13 protein-coding genes are annotated in these 19,262 nt (G+C 47.9%); 4 read left to right on the top strand and 9 right to left on the bottom strand.

Annotated features, from left to right (window positions below):
- Positions 1-314: 314 nt before the first annotated feature.
- Positions 315-2,336, bottom strand: a complete 2,022-nt coding sequence (locus ACE1CM_RS07355) for a phosphodiester glycosidase family protein (protein WP_374876752.1) — start codon at positions 2,334-2,336, stop codon at positions 315-317.
- Positions 2,337-3,009: 673 nt separating this feature from the next.
- On the opposite strand from ACE1CM_RS07355, the gene ACE1CM_RS07350 reads away from it, so the two are divergent.
- Positions 3,010-7,896, top strand: coding sequence for a glutamate synthase-related protein (locus tag ACE1CM_RS07350; RefSeq protein ID WP_374876751.1), 4,887 nt, complete (start codon positions 3,010-3,012; stop codon positions 7,894-7,896).
- On the opposite strand, the gene ACE1CM_RS07345 is transcribed toward ACE1CM_RS07350, so the two are convergent.
- The gene (locus ACE1CM_RS07345; protein WP_374876750.1) at positions 7,880-9,121 is read right to left on the bottom strand and encodes a polysaccharide deacetylase family protein; all 1,242 of its coding nucleotides are present in this window, start codon (positions 9,119-9,121) and stop codon (positions 7,880-7,882) included. The genes ACE1CM_RS07350 and ACE1CM_RS07345 overlap by 17 nt on opposite strands.
- A 56-nt stretch (positions 9,122-9,177) precedes the next feature.
- Between ACE1CM_RS07345 and ACE1CM_RS07340 the strand changes: the two genes are divergently transcribed.
- Positions 9,178-9,321: a hypothetical protein gene (locus ACE1CM_RS07340; protein ID WP_374876749.1), complete on the top strand. Its 144-nt coding sequence runs from the start codon at positions 9,178-9,180 to the stop codon at positions 9,319-9,321.
- 48 nt (positions 9,322-9,369) lie between these two features.
- On the opposite strand, the gene ACE1CM_RS07335 is transcribed toward ACE1CM_RS07340, so the two are convergent.
- The 4 genes from ACE1CM_RS07335 to ACE1CM_RS07320 form a co-directional block, all read right to left on the bottom strand.
- Entirely contained in the window at positions 9,370-9,744 is a 375-nt protein-coding gene (locus tag ACE1CM_RS07335) for a hypothetical protein (RefSeq protein ID WP_374876748.1), read from the bottom strand.
- A gap of 672 nt (positions 9,745-10,416) precedes the next feature.
- Positions 10,417-12,006, bottom strand: a complete 1,590-nt coding sequence (locus ACE1CM_RS07330; RefSeq protein ID WP_374876857.1) for a bifunctional pantoate--beta-alanine ligase/(d)CMP kinase — start codon at positions 12,004-12,006, stop codon at positions 10,417-10,419.
- Between the two features lie 111 nt (positions 12,007-12,117).
- Positions 12,118-12,366 (bottom strand): hypothetical protein, encoded by a 249-nt coding sequence (locus ACE1CM_RS07325; RefSeq protein WP_374876747.1) that lies wholly within the window; start codon positions 12,364-12,366, stop codon positions 12,118-12,120.
- 199 nt (positions 12,367-12,565) lie between these two features.
- Entirely contained in the window at positions 12,566-13,789 is a 1,224-nt protein-coding gene (locus ACE1CM_RS07320; RefSeq protein WP_374876746.1) for a septal ring lytic transglycosylase RlpA family protein, read from the bottom strand.
- Between the two features lie 704 nt (positions 13,790-14,493).
- Between ACE1CM_RS07320 and purM the strand changes: the two genes are divergently transcribed.
- On the top strand, positions 14,494-15,522 hold the full coding sequence (gene purM / locus ACE1CM_RS07315; protein ID WP_374876745.1) for a phosphoribosylformylglycinamidine cyclo-ligase: 1,029 nt from the start codon (positions 14,494-14,496) through the stop codon (positions 15,520-15,522).
- A gap of 1,612 nt (positions 15,523-17,134) precedes the next feature.
- Complete coding sequence (locus ACE1CM_RS07310; protein ID WP_374876744.1) at positions 17,135-17,767, top strand: reverse transcriptase N-terminal domain-containing protein; 633 nt, start codon at positions 17,135-17,137, stop codon at positions 17,765-17,767.
- A 351-nt stretch (positions 17,768-18,118) separates the two neighbouring features.
- Here ACE1CM_RS07310 and ACE1CM_RS07305 read toward each other — a convergent pair whose 3' ends face one another.
- From ACE1CM_RS07305 to ACE1CM_RS07295, 3 genes are all read right to left on the bottom strand, one after another.
- Positions 18,119-18,235: a zinc ribbon domain-containing protein gene (locus ACE1CM_RS07305; RefSeq protein WP_374876856.1), complete on the bottom strand. Its 117-nt coding sequence runs from the start codon at positions 18,233-18,235 to the stop codon at positions 18,119-18,121.
- 93 nt (positions 18,236-18,328) lie between these two features.
- Positions 18,329-18,823 (bottom strand): HNH endonuclease, encoded by a 495-nt coding sequence (locus tag ACE1CM_RS07300; RefSeq protein WP_374876743.1) that lies wholly within the window; start codon positions 18,821-18,823, stop codon positions 18,329-18,331.
- Positions 18,824-18,855: 32 nt separating this feature from the next.
- Positions 18,856-19,262, bottom strand: a 407-nt coding sequence (locus ACE1CM_RS07295; RefSeq protein WP_374876742.1) for a reverse transcriptase domain-containing protein, incomplete at its 5' end; no start/stop codon positions are given.

The raw sequence follows: 19,262 nt of genomic DNA, 5'->3' as shown, positions 1-19,262 counted from the left end.
GAGTTAGTTTTGTGAAGATCTATGAAATACAAGCGCCGCTCGGTTGCGTTGAACCTAGATACTTTTCAAACCCACAGCTAAACATAGCAAATACCATCCAGCGGCTGTCATCAGTAATCCTGCTAATTGAGCTGATTTACATCAAGTCTTTACATGGGACTTAGCAGCTTTAAAGGGGCTTTAACAACATGGGGAAGATGGGGAGATGGGGACTCCAGGCGATGGGGAGCTCCAGGCGATGGGGAGAATGTACATTCTAATTCCCCTTTTGCCCCTCTGCTCCTGGGCCCCTTTTGCCCCTCATCTCCCTTATCTCATAGCCGGGGATTGAGGAAAATGCCGATGCCGTTGTGAACGCGAGCGGCAGTGCCGGGAGGGCGATTGAGCAGTTGACCGCCCAGGTAAAGGCTGGTAGAACTGCCGCCGTCTAAATTAAGTGCATCAACGGCTCCCATTTGTTGTACGATCTGAGCGATTTCACGTAAGGTTGGTCCCGTGCCACCGGTACGATTACCGACGGTGACTATGAGTAGGGTGTTGCTGGCGGTGATAGCGATCGCACTCCGAACGGCAGATTCTGCAACAAAGGAATCGCGGAATTGTTCGGCTTTGGCGTCGAGAACAATTTGACGATTTTGCAGCAAAACCGGCCCTGCTCCTAAAATTTGGGAATAACGGACGAATTCGGCAGGGACGGGAACGCTTTCGTAGCGGACTGTCGTACCAACGGCAAGCTTATCGGCTAATTCTGGTTTGGCACGGATAACGAGCAGGTAGCCGTCAGGTGGAATGGGAAAGGGTGTTTGTCCCGCTGAACCTGCGGGTGATTGACTGATAACCTGGTTATTCCCGATTGCGACTATGGTTTCGTTATCGCTGAGGGGGGTGTAGGTAGTTCCCCACTCTTTTGTGTGGAGGGCAATTCCTGGCTGGATGTAGCCGCTGTTAACCGCTGTGACGGGCAAACGCTCTCCACCTGATGTAACGATCGTGTTCTCAACACTTAGATGTCCGATTTTGACTTCGCCGAAGTCGTTCCAACCGATCGCTCCCCGGTTGAGAATAGGACTGGATAACCACCTACCATCCCGCCTGATTGCGCCCAAAGGCAACTGAGTATTGCGATTAAAAAAACCCGCGTTAATCGCCGCCGCGACTTGCCACTGCTGCGCTGTCTGAATTAAAGGGGCAATCCCCACTAACGTACTAGGATTGCTCCAGATAGGCTTGATCGTCAATCCAGGCTGACGCGGATTGATTTCCAACCAAACTACCGGAAAACGGGAAGCAACCTGTTTCTCAGATGAAGCATCTTTAATTTCGATATACTGCTGCCTGTAGCGCAATCCCGTTGCCCAGACAATATCTCGCTCTACCATAGTCTCTGGTTGAAAATCGATGACGAGGCGGTAGGGATTGGATAAACTCCAAACGCGAGGACGCAAACCACTGGGAATGTTGGTTCTAATTGTCGTTTGGTTAGAAGTGCTTTCCAGATTAATTGGGCATGGCGTCTGGGGAATTGGACATAGTTCGGCGGCAGGGGGAGGGGGCAGAAGTTGGTCTGGCTGCGTTTGTACTGTGTCTGCTATACCAGATTCTATGCTGGGCGTCCCATTTCCCGGCACGGTTCTCTGTAGTATTGCTGGGTCAGTTGCCGCATCGATGGTAACTTTTATGACATTGCCTTCTTGGCTCACTTGCCAAGGGGTGGGACGGTCTAGATCAAAGACAATGGGTAGGCTAGAGGAGGCGGGGGAGTTTTGACGCCAAAGTCGCTGTTCCTGTCGCATGTCTTGTAATTTGGCGGGAGGCAAGTTAATTCGCAGCGTTGTCCCATCGGCTTGCAACTGCCAACCCATCGCTGTCGCTAAATCGGTAATATCTAAATAGCGGTACTGACTGGTTAACCAGGTTGCTAAAATCAGCGGCTGGGTTTGAGGCTGGGAAAACCACTGTACCGGCTGTGCTGTTGTATTCCAAGTACTCAGTAACTCAGCTCCGATTGTCCGCATTAAGCCGGTATCGCTAATCCCAGTGCGGATAGTTTTATCGCTGACACTTAGTTGCCGCTGACTCCAAGCTACGGGTAAAATTCGCCCATTTACAGCGATTTGGTTCCCCTGTCTTAAATTCCTCTGGAAAGAAGTGTCGTTGGGTACCGATACTGGGAGTTGTTGGCTTAGTACAGTCATCGGTTTGGCTGGCACTAGCTGCTGTGGGATGGCTACAGAGGTAGAAAGGCTAGCAATGGCATTTTGACCCAACCACAGCGACGTGGCGATGATAGGTACGATTGACAGGGTGAGATACAATTGATGTTTACGACCTGGCATAGGAAGGATAAATACTTGGAAGGCCAGCGAGGTGCTGTGGTAGCGTTCCCGCCTGCGCCCGTCTTTGGTCAGATTAGCCCCCACATAATATCAAGAACTAATGACTTGAGCGTGGTAATCCTTTCCTCCCCGCCCTCATAATATAAGGTGTAAGACCCCACAAATAACCAAGTTGCTTTAAACTAACCTTCAAGAAGCGCGATCGCCAGGAAATATTGGCAACTTTTCTTGGGCTTCGGTTTAACCCATTGTTAACCGATAGGTGCCTCTAGGGGATTGTTAGATACGAGTTTTTTAGATAGAATCTTTATCCCGCCCTCTGAGCAGTCGAAATGCGTATATTTAACGTTGGATTTCCAGGGTTTATTGACCCTATTAAGCCAGGGTCTACTTTTGGCAAAAGGTTTTTCCAGCTGCCGACACCAGACGCATAGGTAATAAAAGAAACTGAGCGTTTCACCTTCACAATCGAGTTGTATAAGCATCTGAAGGTGTCAGGCAGTATAGGTGTCAGTTGGAGTAAGGGCTGGATTGGTCGAGGGAACTGGCTTTAAGTTCGCGACAAAATCAGAATTTTTACGCAGGCGAACTTGTTGTGGTAAGCACAAGCCACTACATGCGGGGCAAGGTTCGATCAATAAATCTACATCAGGATAAACGAGGAAACAGTTGCATGAGTCATCCGATGAATCACACGAGCGTCGATAATAACCAACAACAGGCGGGATATGCAGGCCAACGCTGGTTGGTAGAGGAACGCGATGCCTGCGGTGTCGGCTTTATCGCCACCCTTGAATCTGCCCCCACCCATGAAATTGTGACAAAGGCTTTGTCTGCACTGACTTGTTTGGAACACCGGGGCGGGTGCAGTGCTGACCAAGATTCCGGTGATGGTTCTGGTTTAATGACCGCCATTCCTTGGGAAATACTCCACCAGTGGGCAGGGGAACAGGGAATTCAAATGCCATCCTCGGAACAAGTTGGGGTGGGAATGGTGTTTCTGCCCCAGGATAACTCTGTTATAGAAAAGATTCGCCCGGTTGTCGCGGATTTATTACAAAAAGAAGGCTTAACCTTGTTGGGGTGGCGGAAAGTGCCGGTACGCGAACAGGTTTTGGGCGTGCAAGCACGGGAAAATCAACCGCAAATCGAACAGCTAATAGTTGCTTCAGAACATCTGCGCGGCGATGAACTCGAACGACACTTGTATTTAGCCAGGAAGCAGATAGAAAAAGCGGTAATTGGTAATGGGTCATTGCATTCCCAGGCGGATCCAGGGAACGAGGGTAATCAAGAAGAATCCGCCCAATTACCCATTAACGATAACCAATTACCGATTACCGATTTTTACATTTGCTCTTTCTCTTCCCGCACGATTGTCTATAAAGGCATGGTGCGCGCGGCGGTATTGGGAGAGTTTTACGCGGACTTAAAAAATCCAGCATATAAGAGTCTGTTTGCGGTTTATCACCGGCGCTTTAGCACCAATACCATGCCCAAGTGGCCTTTGGCACAGCCGATGCGCTTGTTGGGACACAATGGCGAAATCAATACGCTGTTGGGCAATATTAATTGGATGGTGGCGCGGGAAGCAGATTTAGCCCATCCGATTTGGGAAGGGCGCTTAAACGACCTCAAACCAATCGTCAATGTCGATAACAGCGATTCGGCTACTCTGGATAACGTGCTGGAATTGTTGGTGCGATCTGGTCGCAGTCCAATGGAAGCTTTGATGATTATGGTGCCGGAAGCGTACCAAAATCAGCCAGAATTAGACGCTCATCCAGAAATTGTCGATTTTTACGAATATTACAGCGGCATTCAAGAACCTTGGGATGGTCCCGCTTTGCTAGCCTTCGGCGATGGTAAGAAGGTGGGTGCTACGCTTGACCGTAACGGTTTGCGTCCGGCTCGCTATTGCGTTACGCGCGATCGCTATATCATTGTCGCTAGCGAAGCTGGTGTGGTAGATATCCCAGAAGCTGACATTGTAGAAAAAGGTCGCTTAGGACCGGGATGCGCGATCGCTGTTGACCTGGAAACTAAAGAAGTTCTGAAAAACTGGGAAATCAAGCAGCGGGTAGCAGCAAGGTTGCCTTATGGGGAATGGCTAAAACAGCGCCAGAAGTTGGAAGTACAACCCCCCCTCGAAAATACTCAACTCGATGCACAAACTTTACTGCGCCATCAAACCGCCTTTGGCTATACAGCTGAAGATGTGGAAATGGTCATCGAAGAAATGGCGGCGTCGGGGAAAGAACCAACTTACTGCATGGGAGACGATATTCCTTTGGCAGTGCTGTCATCCCGTCCCCACTTACTTTATGACTACTTTAAGCAGCGTTTCGCCCAAGTAACTAACCCGGCAATTGACCCTTTGCGCGAAAAGTTGGTCATGTCTTTAAGCACGTACTTGGGCGAGAAGGGAAATCTGTTAGAAGCAATGCCTGAATATGCGCGCGTCTTGCAGTTAGATTCGCCAGTACTTTCCGATACAGATTTAGAGCAAATTCGGACTCTAGAATCTCGCACGGCTACTATTTCTACGCTGTTTGAAATTGCCACTGGACCAGATGGTTTAGCAGACGCTGTTCGCAATCTTTGTGCCAAGGCGACGGAATTGGTACAAAACGGAACGAAGATATTGGTATTAAGCGATCGATCCCCCCTAGCCCCCCTTGATAAGGGGGGGACAACAGGGGGGGATCTTGACAAGAACGGGGGGACAACAGGGGGGGATCTTGACAATAAGGGGACTGTTAGTGCGGATGCAACCTATATCCCGCCGCTGTTGGCAGTGGGTGCGGTTCACCACCACTTAATCCGTCAAAATGTGCGGATGAAAGTTTCTTTGGTTGTCGATACGGCGCAGTGCTGGAGTACTCACCACTTTGCCTGTTTAATTGGCTATGGATCAAGTGCGGTATGTCCGTATTTGGCGCTAGAAAGCGTGCGTCATTGGTGGTCAAATTCCAAGACGCGAAGTCTGATGGAACGAGGCAAAATTGCCAACATTACTGTCAGTCAAGCCCAGAAAAATTTCCGCAAGGCGGTAGAAGATGGCTTGCTGAAAATTCTGTCCAAGATGGGCATTTCCTTGTTGTCTTCTTACCAAGCAGCCCAGATTTTTGAAGCAATTGGTATCGGTGCAGATTTGCTAAATTTGGGCTTTAAAGGCACTGCTTCTCGCGTCGGCGGCTTAAGCGTGCGGGAATTAGCTTCTGAGGTGCTGTCTTTCCATCAAAAAGCCTTCCCCGAACTAACGCTGAAAAAGTTAGAAAACTTCGGCTTTGTTGCTTACCGTCCGGGTGGCGAGTATCACATGAATAGCCCGGAAATGGCGAAAGCTTTGCATAAGGCTGTCGCAGCAGCGAAATCGCAGATTTCAGATTTCAGATTGCAGATTGAAGATGAAAGTCCCACCTCAAATCTGCAATCTGAAATCTCAAATCTAAAATCTGACATTCCCGGTTACGACCACTACGAAGTTTATCAGAAGTACTTGCAAGGTCGTCCGGTAACGGCGTTGCGGGATTTGCTGGAATTTAAGAGCGATCGCTCTCCCATCCCCGTCGAGGAAGTAGAATCAGCAGAAGCAATTATGAAGCGCTTCTGCACCGGCGGTATGTCTTTAGGGGCGCTATCCCCAGAAGCGCACGAAACTCTGGCGATTGCAATGAACCGCATCGGCGGTAAGTCGAATTCTGGGGAAGGTGGAGAAGATCCCCTGCGCTTCAAAATTTTGGATGATGTGGATCAAAATGGTCATTCCCCAACCTTCCCGCACCTCAAAGGTTTGCGAAACGGCGACACTGCTTCTTCTGCAATTAAACAAGTCGCTTCCGGTCGGTTTGGCGTAACTCCAGAATACTTGATGAGCGCCCAGCAACTGGAAATTAAAATCGCCCAAGGCGCGAAACCCGGAGAAGGCGGTCAATTACCCGGAACCAAAGTCAGTCCTTACATCGCCATGTTGCGGCGTTCTAAACCCGGCGTAACCCTGATTTCGCCACCTCCGCACCACGATATCTACTCGATTGAAGACTTGGCGCAGCTGATTTTCGATTTGCACCAAATTAACCCCAAAGCTGGGGTTTCCGTCAAACTCGTCGCGGAAGTTGGTATCGGCACGATTGCCGCAGGCGTCGCCAAGGCGAATGCAGATATTATCCAAATTTCCGGTCACGACGGCGGCACGGGTGCTTCGCCCCTAAGTTCGATTAAGCACGCGGGGTCCCCGTGGGAACTCGGATTGACAGAAGTGCATCGCGTGTTGATGGAGAATGGGTTGCGCGATCGCGTCATCCTCCGCGTGGATGGCGGTATCAAAACTGGTCACGATGTACTGATGGGCGCTGTCATGGGCGCAGAAGAATTCGGCTTTGGGTCAATTGCCATGATTGCCGAAGGCTGCATTATGGCACGCATCTGCCACACGAATAACTGTCCCGTCGGCGTGGCAACTCAGCAAGAACAGTTGCGGAAGCGCTTTACTGGTATACCGGAACACGTGGTGAATTTCTTCTATTTCATCGCCCTTGAAGTCCGGTGCGTCCTAGCAAAGTTGGGCTATCGTTCAATTAACGAAGTTGTTGGTCGCGCCGACTTGCTGACAAGGCGCGACGTGCAACTCACCAAGACAGGCGCTTTGAATCTCGATTGCCTCCTATCCCTGCCCGATACAAGGGAAAATCGGGATTGGCTGAATCACGAAAGCGTCCATAGTAATGGCCCCGTACTCGATGACGAATTGCTTGCCGATCCGAACTTGCCAGCGGCGATCAAAGGGAACGGATTATACCACAAAACGATGCGAATTGTCAATACCGATCGGACAGTAGGAGCGCGTCTGGCGGGAGAAATTGCTGCCCAATACGGCAATAACGGCTTTGCAGGTCACATTACCCTCAACTTTATCGGTAGTGCGGGTCAAAGCTTTGGCGCGTTTAACTTGCCGGGGATGACTTTAATCTTGGAAGGGGAAGCAAACGATTATGTAGGCAAGGGGATGCACGGTGGAGAGATTATTATTAAGCCACCCTCCGTCGCTACCTACCATTCCTGGGAGAATGCGATCGCGGGCAATACCTGCCTCTACGGTGCTACCGGCGGTACCTTGTTCGCCGCTGGAATTGCCGGAGAACGCTTCGCGGTGCGGAACTCCCAAGCTGCTGCGGTAATTGAAGGTGCGGGCGACCACTGTTGCGAATACATGACCGGCGGCGTTATCGTCGTTTTGGGTAAAGTAGGCCGTAACGTGGGAGCGGGTATGACGGGCGGTCTGGCTTACTTCCTGGATGAAGATGGCAGCTTCCCCTCCAAAGTTAACCGGGAAATTGTCAAAATTCAGCGGGTAATTACCCAAGTTGGAGAGCAACAATTAAAAGACCTAATTGCAGCTTTCTTAGAACGTACTGGCAGCCAAAAAGCCAAAGCTATTTTGGCTAATTGGTCGGAATATTTGCCGAAATTCTGGCAAGTTGTGCCGCCTTCGGAAGCGAATTCTAAAGAAGCGAATCCCGAAACAGCGGCACAAAAAATTCTCAGTACTGTTCAGTAGATGAATGGGGACTGGGTAATGGGGATTGGGAATCCGGTATTTCTTGTATCCCCTCTGCTGGTAAGGCTTCTGGTTCAGGGGCGATATATGAGGGATTGGAATCTTTCTGATTGCTCTTAACACCTTGTTCCACGCTGTTGATGGGTGAGGAGTTAGAATCTTTCCCATCGCTCTTCACCCCTTGTTCCTCCTGATTAACGGGTGAGGAGTTAGAATCTTTCTCCTCGCTCTTAACACCTTGTTCCTCCCTATTAACGGGTGAGGATTTAGAATCTTTCTCCTCGGTGTTAACTGCTTTTTTCTTACTCTTAGAAGCGGCTTCTTTTTCCTTCAATTCCATTTCTAGTAACTCGGGTATAGTCACAAACTTGTATCCGAGTTTTTTGAATCTAGAAATGATTTCCGGTAAAGCTTTTACCGTTTCGGAACGATTTCCACCACCATCGTGCATCAGTACGATTTCGGTAGGGTTAATCCTACGCATTACGTTATTTACCAACCGTTTTGCAGGAGAGCGACGATAGTCTATCGAGTCGTTCGACCACATGATGACGGCATAATTTTTCTTTTTGGCGTAATCAGCTACTCCGTTGGTTAAAATCCCACCAGGGGGCCGGAAATAGAGCGATTTTACTCCTGTCGTCTTGTAGATTAAATCTGCCGTGTCATCAATTTCCCGTGCAGCAGTAGCTTTATTCATCCAACGGTAAGAATGGCTCCAAGTGTGGTTCGCAACGACGTGTCCTTCAGCGACAACTTGCTTGGCTATCTCCGGATGCTGCTTCAGCATCCGTCCGATCCAGAAGAAAGTTGCCTTAATATCATTTTTCTTAAGTATTTCCAACACCTGCGAAGTATAATTAGGCACTGGTCCGTCATCAAACGTTAGGGCAACGACTTTTTCTTTATTTGAGAGTTTGACTTGCTTGACGAGTTTGCCCTGATACTGGGTTGGGGGTGAAAAAGTTTTAACGGGTTGCTCCTCTGCTGGGACTTCCGATTGAGCATCGGCGATTGGGGTTTGGGGAGTGGGAATCGGAGTAGAAGTAGCCTTTTGCTCGGTTTTTGTCGCGGGCGATATCTGGGGCGCAGAATTCTTTGCTTGTAACGTTTGAGCTGCTGGTTGGCGTGCTATCCCACCCAGAGCGATCGCTAAACAGAAACCCGAAATAACCAGCGATAAGAATATCAGAATCTGCCTAACCAAGCGCTTACGCTTTGCCAACTTAAGTTTCCTCACACTCATATAGCCTTTGATTGTAGTGGCACAACCAGCATAATATGACGAGGAGAAAGTTAAGATTGGTAGTGGAAAATTTATTGCAGCGATTCTCCACTTGTCCTGTTCCCAGGTTACCCCAAGGCACGCTGTGGGATCGCGCCCGCGTCGGCGTGCAGCGGCATCCCGCTTGCCCTTGCAACTAATGAGCCTTGTCTATAGTTGAAGGATTGAGTATTTATAGCTATTTTTAGTTAAATATTGGGGAAGAATTTACCTAGCATCAACTTAGAGGAAGTTTCCCTGATGTTTTCAAGCTTTGGTGATTCTTCTACGGGATTTTCAGATGAAACGTTATAGCAGATGGCGGTTTGTGGTATTCCTGGCATTAGCTCGACTACCTGCTGGATAATGTTGTCAATGTGTTGCGTTAGTTTCTCTGCCACATCTCGGTTTGGAGCTACAATAAAAAACGTTAAGATATTGTTGCGATTGGGAGCAATGCCAAAGGCACACCCTCGTAAAAGTGCCCGGAGCGAACTATTACAACCACTGTAGAAACGATTGAATAATTCTCCGTAAAAAGATTCAACTAAAGAGCGATCGTCGAAACTCGATTGAGATAACATAATTGGCTCCTCTTATGGCGGTTTTTTAGCGGCAAAAATCCATATACTTAACGTAAGTTGCTAGTTATTCAAATTGGTAATTGGTAATTGGTAATTGGTAATTGGTAATTGGTAATTGGATTCATTGGCAGTAGGGGCCGCTTTAACGAAATCATCACCTTTGTTTCGACCTAGATCTCTTTCCTGGCTCAACAATTTTTCACAGAAACCCGGTTTCTTTGAGCATCACCTTTGTTTCTGAGTATATCTCTTTCCTGGCTCAACAATTTTTCACAGAAACAAAGGTGATGGCGGTAAAACCCGCCCCTACTCTTGATAGTCAGAAACCCGGTTTCTTCATAGATTTCTCGGTGTCAAACCCACGATTTTTCAGAGCACCAAAGTTTCAATGCCTTGGGATGTAACTAGCAACTTGAGTTACTTATAAGATAAAGCATCGAGTAGGATTTTCAAGCGATCGCAGTCTTTTATCGATGTGATAATATCGGCTTTTTTAAGTGTTTGATCGTACTGAAAAACTGTGACTCAAGTAGCGGATTTTGGTGATATGAGTCACTTAATTGAGGAAATCGGAGAAAATTGGCATTCAAAACCGATTACTGTAAGGGTGAAGCATTCCGGCTCAGCTATTTGGCTAAAAGCCAGGGGACTTTTTGCCGGAATGCTTCGCCGCTACATTTGGGAATCGAGTCCCTTTTCGCAGTAGAGAGTAATGATTCGATTGGTAACCTCGGCAATGCTAAGGTTATCTGTTTGAATCTCAAAGGCGTCCGCTGCTTTTTGCAAAGGTGCAACTTCCCGGTGGCTGTCCTTGAAGTCGCGTTCGGAAAGCGCTTGTTCTAGCTGTTCCAAACTTAGCTGTTTCTCGCCTTGCACTTTTAGATCTTGCTGACGCCGTTTGGCACGTTCACCAACCGAAGCCGTCAAAAAGATTTTAAGTTCAGCATCAGGGAAAACATTAGTGCCAATATCGCGACCTTCCATCACAATACCGCCTTTTTCTCCCCAGCGCTGCTGTTTTTTAACCATCTGTTGGCGGACGCTGCTATAAGCTGCGATCGCCGACACTTGGGAAGTTACTTCCAGACTGCGAATCACCTGGGTCACTTCAAAGCCGTTAATCCAAACGCGAATAGGCGCGTTTGGTTCATCGCTTTGAGCCAATTGAATATCGCACTGACTGGTAATTTCTGCGATCGCAGGTTCATCTTCAATCGAAATACCCGATTTTAGCACCAGCCAAGTTACCGCCCGATACATTGCACCCGTATCGAGATACAGCAGCCCTAATTCTTTTGCTACTGCCTTTGCTACGGTAGATTTTCCTGCCCCAGCGGGGCCGTCAATCGCCACAATTGGTTTGCGATTCTGCAACAGAATATTATCAATCAGGCGAGTAGCACCCAACCTTGCTGCGATCGCCAACAGTCCGACCTCCTCAACTTTGTTTAAAGGCATTAGAGTATTAGGATGCACCAACTCAACGTACTCTGGTTTAATAGCTGGTTCGCTTGCCAACTCGGCCTCCACTGCCATTTTGAGCGAGGCACTGACTTGTTCCCCAGCTTTAAACGCTTTCGCAGCTTGCTGCAAGCTGCGATATAAAACCGCCGCCTGCTGTTTTTGTTCTGGGGTCAAATACTGATTTCGGGAACTGAAGGCGAGTCCGGATGCTTCCCGCACCGTGGGACAGGCTACTATTTCCACTGGAATATTCAGATCTGCCACCAAACGCCGAATGATAGCCAGCTGCTGGGCATCCTTCTGACCGAAGTACGCCCTATTAGGTTGTACCAGATTCAAGAGCTTCGTCACAATTGTGGCAACACCCTGAAAATGCCCCGGTCGAAATCGACCGCACAAAACAGAGGTGATTGATTCGGGGGGAACAACTGCTGTAGGTGATGCGTCATGGGTCATAGGTGGTGAGTTAGACCCATTCCCATAACTCACAATAACTTCCTCAGCAGCAGGGGCAAAAATGGCATCGACTCCAGCTTGTTGGCAAAGTTGCCGATCCTGCTCTAATTTACGGGGATATTGCTGGAAATCCTCATTTGGTCCAAATTGCAACGGATTGACAAAGATACTGACAATCACAACGTTATTCTCTTGCCTAGCTCTTTCAATCAGGCTTAAATGGCCTATATGCAAAGCTCCCATTGTGGGAACCAAGCCGATTTCCACATCCTGAGTTGATTGTCCAAACCGGCATCGACGCAAGTAGCAGCGCAATCCGGCAACCGTCGTAAACAGACGCACGGCTATACTCCAGGGTTCGACCAACTCGACCCATATTGACATCCTGCCCCACTAACCGCAAGCGGTAAAGTGGGGATTTCCAGCCTCACAGGTGTTGTGCTTTTGGCATTACTATTCTGTAGTCACCGTGATATCTTGACTTGTCAAGTTTTTAACGGCTAAAAGCACACCTGCAAAATTTCGGAAAAATTCATTTCGTCCTGTTCTAAGGCTAGTAGTTTCCGAAGGCGAAACTCCTGCCCTCATCTCAAAATTACCGTCAACATTGCAGTCAACGATAACTTTAGTCTCTTTCCCGAAAGCCCAAGTTGGTATTCCACCTTGTACTTCATCTGGTGCAAGTCGAAACGGACCAGCCATAGTTACAAATCTCCTTGTGGCAAATTTTTGGTTGGGGTTGAACTTTAGCAAAATTGTTAAATTCAACTTCTAACCTTAAATGGGTGCCACCCGAATTAACTTATGCACTGCGATCGCTGCCATTGCTCCCACAATACTCAAAGGGTGCGATCGCATATGACTCCCGCATACGCCTTGCTTGAGGTAGTTGATAGCGAACCTAAGACGGATCTTCGATGGTTACGGTTGGCGGCGGGCCAAGAACTTCTATGGTGACGGGAGCCACTCCGCTTCCCATCATGCCGATCGTTCTGGCAGCGGCTGCGGAAAGGTCGATAATCCGACCGCGAATGAATGGCCCTCGGTCGTTTATCCGTACAATCACGGAAACGCCGGTGTTTAGATTGGTGACTCGCACCCGCGTGCCAAAGGGCAAGCTGCGATGGGCGGCAGTCAAAGCATTTTGGTTGTATCGTTCGCCGCTGGCGCTGCGATTGCCGTGAAAACCCGGTCCATACCAGGAAGCCCAACCCCTAAAGCGGGATAGTACTGTGACTAGGGAAACTTGTTGTGGTGGACGAGGGGGTGCAGGGATACCGGCTATTTCCCTGACGGGTGGAGCGCCACCCAGCAGTCGCCGGAGTCGATTGGTGGCTTGGAGTGCATCTTGGGCTAGGTTACGGGTGGTATCTGGCAGCCTGGTTTCAGCATCGATTTGGACTATATCCTGTCCATCAGCTTGGATGATGTAGCGATCGCGCATCGGTCTGCCATTGCCAGGTGTTGGCTTGGAAGCAGTAGCATTTTGCTCGCCATTCCATCTAACTGTAATCGTGTTGGCATTGACATTATCTCGACTCAACTGGTTGATGCGAGCTGCTACCGACATTGCCCGCCAAACTGGGTCGGCTGGGGATTGGCTTGCCTCGCTTGCCATCTGCCCTTGAGGATTGCTATTGCTGCCCTGTTCCACCTGCCCGACTTTGATATCCGGACGAGCTTCCTGCCCGCCAGGGGTGACGGGAGCAGACTCAACAAAGGTCAGAACTGGGATATTTCTCACATAAAGCGTTGCCGCCTTTCGCCCTTCGATCTCGTGAGTTTCAATCTTGGCGATCGTTTCAGCAGCGCCTGGGGTGGCAGGGTTGGACTGATACTCCCCTACTTTTACTGCTTCAACTGGTTGGATGTGCGTTTGTGGTAAGGCCGTTTCTCCTGTTTGGTTTGGCGTTGAGGGACTTGAGCCACCACTACCAGCGGGCAAGGACTTCTGTCCTGTTTGGCTTGGTAATGAGGGATTCGAGTCTCTACTACCAACTGCCGAATAGCTTGCCTCCGGTTCTTCTGCAACTGCCTTGGTTTGCTGTGCCTGACAAGATGATGTCGTGCTGAGTGCAGTCGTTAGCAAGACGGCAGTGAGGCCATTCCAAAGTCTTTGATTCATAAGTCAGTCGTAAATCGACGTTGATACCTGAGCAGCGGCAGCTTTAATCGCAATCTACTTGACCCGCTAACTCATACTCGTTCCGCGTTTGTTGCGGATTGTTAAACTGCAACAGCCTACCACGAAGTTTTTAGTTTGGGGATCGGTGTTATCCGCAATCGACCCGTAACTTTATCAAAAGTTTAAAATTGAAATTTTGCTCAAAAGCCCCATACGACCCGGATTTTCGGGTTTTGCAGCCCCATAAATTAGGTAAGCAAATTTTAACAAATCTTTATAGTAACGTAAGTTGCTAGTTACATCGAGCGGTGCTGGTAATGGGTAATGGGTAATGGGTCATTGTCAAGAAGGCAAAAGCCTGTTAAAGCGGATTGCAACCGTATGAGGTACACCAACGCGAGCAAGCAGCATTAAGGGTGCTGGCACACCAAGCCAAAAGGCTGTACCGCACTCGCTTGCAAGCCGCTGTAATCCAATTACCAATTACCAATTACCCATTACCGCTGTCACAACTTATAACCAGCAACTTGGGTGATTAACTGGCTCCGATTTGTGGGTACGACGGAACAGCCAAAAGTCTGTGCTGGTGGGGAGGTGGCCTTGGGTGCTTTTCCTGGCCAAAAACCCAATGCCGACAGTTTCTCATGCCCAATCCCTAGTAAAATACCCCCTGATGGCAATCGCATTCCCAGGTTGTTTGGCTCATGGATTATCGAGAAGCAGGGGTTGATGTAGAGGCAGGCCGTGCCTTTGTGGATAAAATCCGCAACCTGGTGCATCGTACCTATCGACCAGAAGTTATTGGTGGTTTAGGTGGCTTTAGCGGTTGCTTCCATTTGCCAAGCGGCTACAGCGAACCCGTTTTAGTTTCAGGGACGGATGGTGTAGGGACGAAACTAAAACTGGCTTGTGAACTCAACCAACACGATACGGTTGGCATTGACTTGGTCGCCATGTGTGTCAACGATGTCCTCACCTCTGGGGCAGAACCGCTATTTTTTCTGGATTATTTAGCCACCGGGAAGCTCAATCAAGACCAGCTAACTCAAGTGGTTGCTGGTATTTCCGCCGGGTGCGAGCTTTCTGGGTGCGCCTTGCTAGGAGGAGAAACCGCAGAAATGCCCGGATTTTATCCGCCTGGAGTTTATGACCTGGCAGGATTTTGCGTCGGAATTGTGGAAAAAAGCCAGATGTTGGATGGTTCGCAAGTCCAAGTTGGCGATATTGCCATTGGTTTGGCTTCTTCTGGCGTTCACAGCAATGGTTTCAGTTTGGTACGGAAAATTGTCGAAACCGGCAATTTTAACTGGAGCGATTCTCCAGAACAACTGGCAGGTAAAAATTTAGGCGAAGTTTTGCTCACACCTACGCGGATTTACGTAAAACCAGTTCTAGCTGCTCGTTCTGCCGGTGTTGAGATTCGTGGCATGGCTCACATCACGGGTGGAGGGTTGCCAGAAAACCTGCCCCGCTGTCTAGGTAAAGGGCAATATGTACGAATTGATACGAGTAGATGGCCCGTTCCACCGATTTTTCAGTGGATAGCTGCTGCTGGTGAGGTTTCTCCAAAAGCCATGTTTGAGACTTTCAACATGGGAATTGGATTTGTACTGCTAGTGCCGCCAGATCAAGCTGAGCAGACCATCAGCTACTTTGAATCGCAAGACATTGCTGCCTACGCTATCGGTGAAGCGATCGCTGGCGAAGGTGGTCTGCTGGGAATCCCAGATTGACACGCTCCCCACCTTAAGCGCTCCTTTCGTCGTGCTTTGAAGCTGGGGATTGTAACAATCGCTTGTGAGATTTCCTGCTTCTTCCCGTGCCAGATCGACTAACGTTACCGCTAGTAAGAGTCGCATCCAGTCCACAGGCAATTTCTTTTACTTCCAGGCTATGCCCTAGCCGAGAAACCCCACAATTTCTTATGACTTGTGCTGCTGCAACGTCTCGCGTTGCAGTGTAGAAGCACACAGGACATGTTGGTATTTTAGCTGGATAAGACAGCAGCCTCTCGCTTACCGCTTTGGGGAAGCGATGAGATGAATGGCGCGTAAATCCCAGTGCGATATCTGAACTATGTTCGACAAGGGGAAGATATCAGCACTGCGATTTACTAACTCTCAGGCAATGAACGAATAAATTCTCGTAAGACATCCGTGATTGACCTACCATTTTTTTGACAATAGAAATCTAATCGATCTTTTTCTGCTTTTGCAAGAAGGATTTGAATAGTTTCTTTGCTAGTCATTGTTGTAGTGTATGGCTATATGCACTACAAGAGTAGCATCAACACTCACCCTTGGTCGATAGCGAGGAGCTTGACTAAATAGCCAAATACTTTACTAAAGTTACTCATAATTATTTATGGCGATAATTAATATTGACGTTGGTGTAATTTTATGCTAAATTTAGCATTTTGCCGAAAACCAAGGCTGAAAATCTTCTGGTTTGTAAACCAGTAGCTGCGCTGCAAAACTAGCCAGCCTATAAAAAGGTCGATCGTTTTACCACGATTCGTTAAATTGGCTGAAAATAATGGTTGAAGAATGGCTAAAAGCTGGAAAAACAATTGTTATATTGGCTAGAAAAAATAGGGTGGGAAAAACCCGAATCTCCTAGTGGACAAGAAGGATCCGACTCCCTTGGTGGAAGCTCTAAGCAGACCCTCTAGAAATTACTTCTAGTTGAATGGTGAACTTTAGATAAGTTTAGCCAAGTTTTGTATAGCACACACGAATGAAACTCAACTACCAATACAGAATTGTGCGACGTGAAAGTTGCATATTTGATTGAAGTATACCTTCCAGGGCAACCCTTCGCCTTGTGCTCACGTAAAGGGGTCAATGACCCTACCTAGATCAAGAGTAAGTAATGAAACTGATGGAATGCAAGGTAGGAAAGCCGGAATACGAATAGCCTCAATTGGTAAGAAGGCAAGAGGAGAACTGTCAGGGTTAACGCAAGTGAATCAACATAAGTTCCGTTAAGCGGAGAAGGTGAAATCAGGCTGATACACCTTGACCAAAAGGTAAGTAGGAAGGTTGTAGAAGTGATTCGGTCTACAACGAAGGGGCAAAGCTCCTACGGGGATAAAGTTGAAACCCAAAACAGTTAATCATCAAATGTGTGAAACAAGGTAAGCCCTATGGATTCTCTAGTCCATGTCGATAACTAGAGTAAGCAAACCGCAAGGAATGCCTAATCATCCAGAGGGTAAAGGATGCCAGAAAAAGCGAACTCTCTTGGTAATGGGAGAGATAGGGGTTCAAGATTTGCTCCACATCGAAAGATGGCAGACTTCTGGCGGGTTCTCAACGATAATCGGCGTAAAGGAATCGAACCTTAGTGAAAGATAGGGTCAGCAATGACATCGGAACGAAGGAACCTCTCCAAGATTGGTCAACCATCGACTGGAAAACCATCAAGAAGCGGGTGAGAAACCTAAGAAAAAGAATCTATCGTGCAACCCAGGCACATCAATGGAATCGGGTCAGAAGCCTGATGAAATTGATGTTACGCAGTTACTCCAACCTGTTGCTATCTGTGGGACGAGTCACATCAGAAAATCGAGGCAGGAAAACGGCGGGAGTAGATAACCAAACCGTCCTAAATCCCCAAGACAGAGTCAGACTGGTCAGAGACATGAAAACCGATCAATTTTGGCAGGCAAAACCAACCAAAAGGATCTACATTCCCAAATCAAACGGGAAAAGAAGACCATTAGGAATACCAAAACCCGAAAGGCGGATACTAATGGATACCGTCAAACGCGGCAAGTCCCAATCCATCCAACCTTGGAAGAAAGGCTCAAAACTTACAAATTACCGGCAAGCGAATTGTTGTTTCCCAGCAATCGCTGCGGTCGCAAAAACCATCATGTTTCGTTCAAAACAGCAGACGCCTTTCTGCGGACAGCTTTGGAGAAAGTCGGCTACGAGTCTAAAGGCATCAGCACTGATTCAACCCGACGCAGCTTGATTACTCATTTGGACGAGAACGGGGTTAGCCCAAAGACTGAAAGCCTAAACTCAGTTAGAAGGCAAGGGGAAGACTGATTAGGGTTAGCGAGAGCAAACCATTTTGACACTATCCGGCAGTCCATGGGTGGAGATTCTGAAGATCTTTCAATCTTAATATCCCTATTGCTAGGGTTCTCCAAACTCACCACTCTTGCCACAAGGGCGTGGTGATACGCCAGTTGCTCCACTTGGGGTTTCCCCAAGACCGCAGTGGCTCTTCTCCTTACAGTTTTTTGGGCGTTTAGCGGTTTTATCCGCAGGTTTCGCCCAGTCCACACGTACCATTTCTAACGCTCTATCTCGAATAGTTTTAGCTTGCCGTAATATCAGCATGTGCAAAAAATCCACAGGCAGAACAGATGAATTTTTCACCTTCGCGATTAGTACAGTCTATATGACCGCAGTTTCTGCAAAAGGTGCACCGAATGTTTGGGGTTGACCTTAATCGCGATCTTGGTGGAGTCGAGTAGAAAGTCGCCTTTCTACCGGCTGCTTCAAAACCGGACGTGAAACTTTCGCTTCATCCTGCGCCTGAATCAAATGGCTCTATGTCATGAGTACCAAGACTTCCATCAGTGGCTGTCTTTGTGTCATGGCAATGTCTGTGGAGGGCTTTAAGCTTGGCATATACGTTTTTTCCTCCTTTAGATAATGGTTCAATATGGTCAATTTCTATCAAGTCCCCCGGTTTGAATGATAGTCCGCAGTGATTGCATTTCCCCTGTTGTCTCTTGAGTAGGGTTGCTAGTTTTGCAGAGACTTCTGGGCTTCTTCCCATGGGTGTACTCGAGTATATCCAATCTCCATCGTCAGGGCTTCTTGTTCCTTGAACTTTGGTGAAAACCTTTATTGAGGTTTTTGAATGTTTTTCAAGTGTTAGCCCTTCGTTGGTACTAAAACACCATTTATCATTTCCAACTGTGTGCCAGTATTTATTTGATATTTGGTGTTGATTGGATTGTATGTTTCTACGCCTTGCCCAAGCAAGGCGCTTTTGGTATAACAGAAAATCCATCGAATCAAAAAAATACTTGAAAATTTTGAGTATTAGTTACACCATACCCTAATAAATGAGGGCAAATCAGTTATTAATAATGCTAGGGGTTTGGTGAGGTTTTTATCTACTATTTCAGCCATTTTATTTGGGGGAATTCTCTGTTTTTCCTGGCTGGGGGTGATGATTGTGTTAAATCCTAATATTTGTCCTGAGGAATTGGTGGCGCTGCGGTAATTCCCTGAGCCATATTGTTGAATATGGCATCCCAGGAAATCGAACCCTACATTTCCGTTATACTCATTGAGGGTGTGGGTTATTTTTGTTTGACTGGGTTTTAATTCCAGTCCCATTCCTTTGAGCCATTCGGATATTATCTTTTGGCATTGAGTCACCACGTTTATATCTTCGTGTATGACTACAAAGTCGTCTGCGTATCTTATGAAACTCAGCGACTTTA

Source organism: Microseira sp. BLCC-F43 (assembly GCF_041929235.1).
GTDB lineage: Bacteria > Cyanobacteriota > Cyanobacteriia > Cyanobacteriales > Aerosakkonemataceae > Microseira.
The sequence above is the reverse complement of the archived record's forward strand: the minus strand, read 5'-3'. Positions and strand labels throughout refer to the sequence as shown.

What these genes read in the sequence shown, in the direction of transcription:
- ACE1CM_RS07340 (WP_374876749.1), top strand. Translation starts at nt 9,178, where the DNA reads ATGACGAGGAGAAAGTTAAGATTGGTAGTGGAAAATTTATTGCAGCGA.
- purM (WP_374876745.1), top strand. Translation starts at nt 14,494, where the DNA reads ATGGATTATCGAGAAGCAGGGGTTGATGTAGAGGCAGGCCGTGCCTTT.
- ACE1CM_RS07300 (WP_374876743.1), bottom strand. Translation starts at nt 18,823, where the DNA reads ATGGATTTTCTGTTATACCAAAAGCGCCTTGCTTGGGCAAGGCGTAGA.
- ACE1CM_RS07320 (WP_374876746.1), bottom strand. Translation starts at nt 13,789, where the DNA reads ATGAATCAAAGACTTTGGAATGGCCTCACTGCCGTCTTGCTAACGACT.
- ACE1CM_RS07325 (WP_374876747.1), bottom strand. Translation starts at nt 12,366, where the DNA reads ATGGCTGGTCCGTTTCGACTTGCACCAGATGAAGTACAAGGTGGAATA.
- ACE1CM_RS07355 (WP_374876752.1), bottom strand. Translation starts at nt 2,336, where the DNA reads ATGCCAGGTCGTAAACATCAATTGTATCTCACCCTGTCAATCGTACCT.
- ACE1CM_RS07350 (WP_374876751.1), top strand. Translation starts at nt 3,010, where the DNA reads ATGAGTCATCCGATGAATCACACGAGCGTCGATAATAACCAACAACAG.
- ACE1CM_RS07335 (WP_374876748.1), bottom strand. Translation starts at nt 9,744, where the DNA reads ATGTTATCTCAATCGAGTTTCGACGATCGCTCTTTAGTTGAATCTTTT.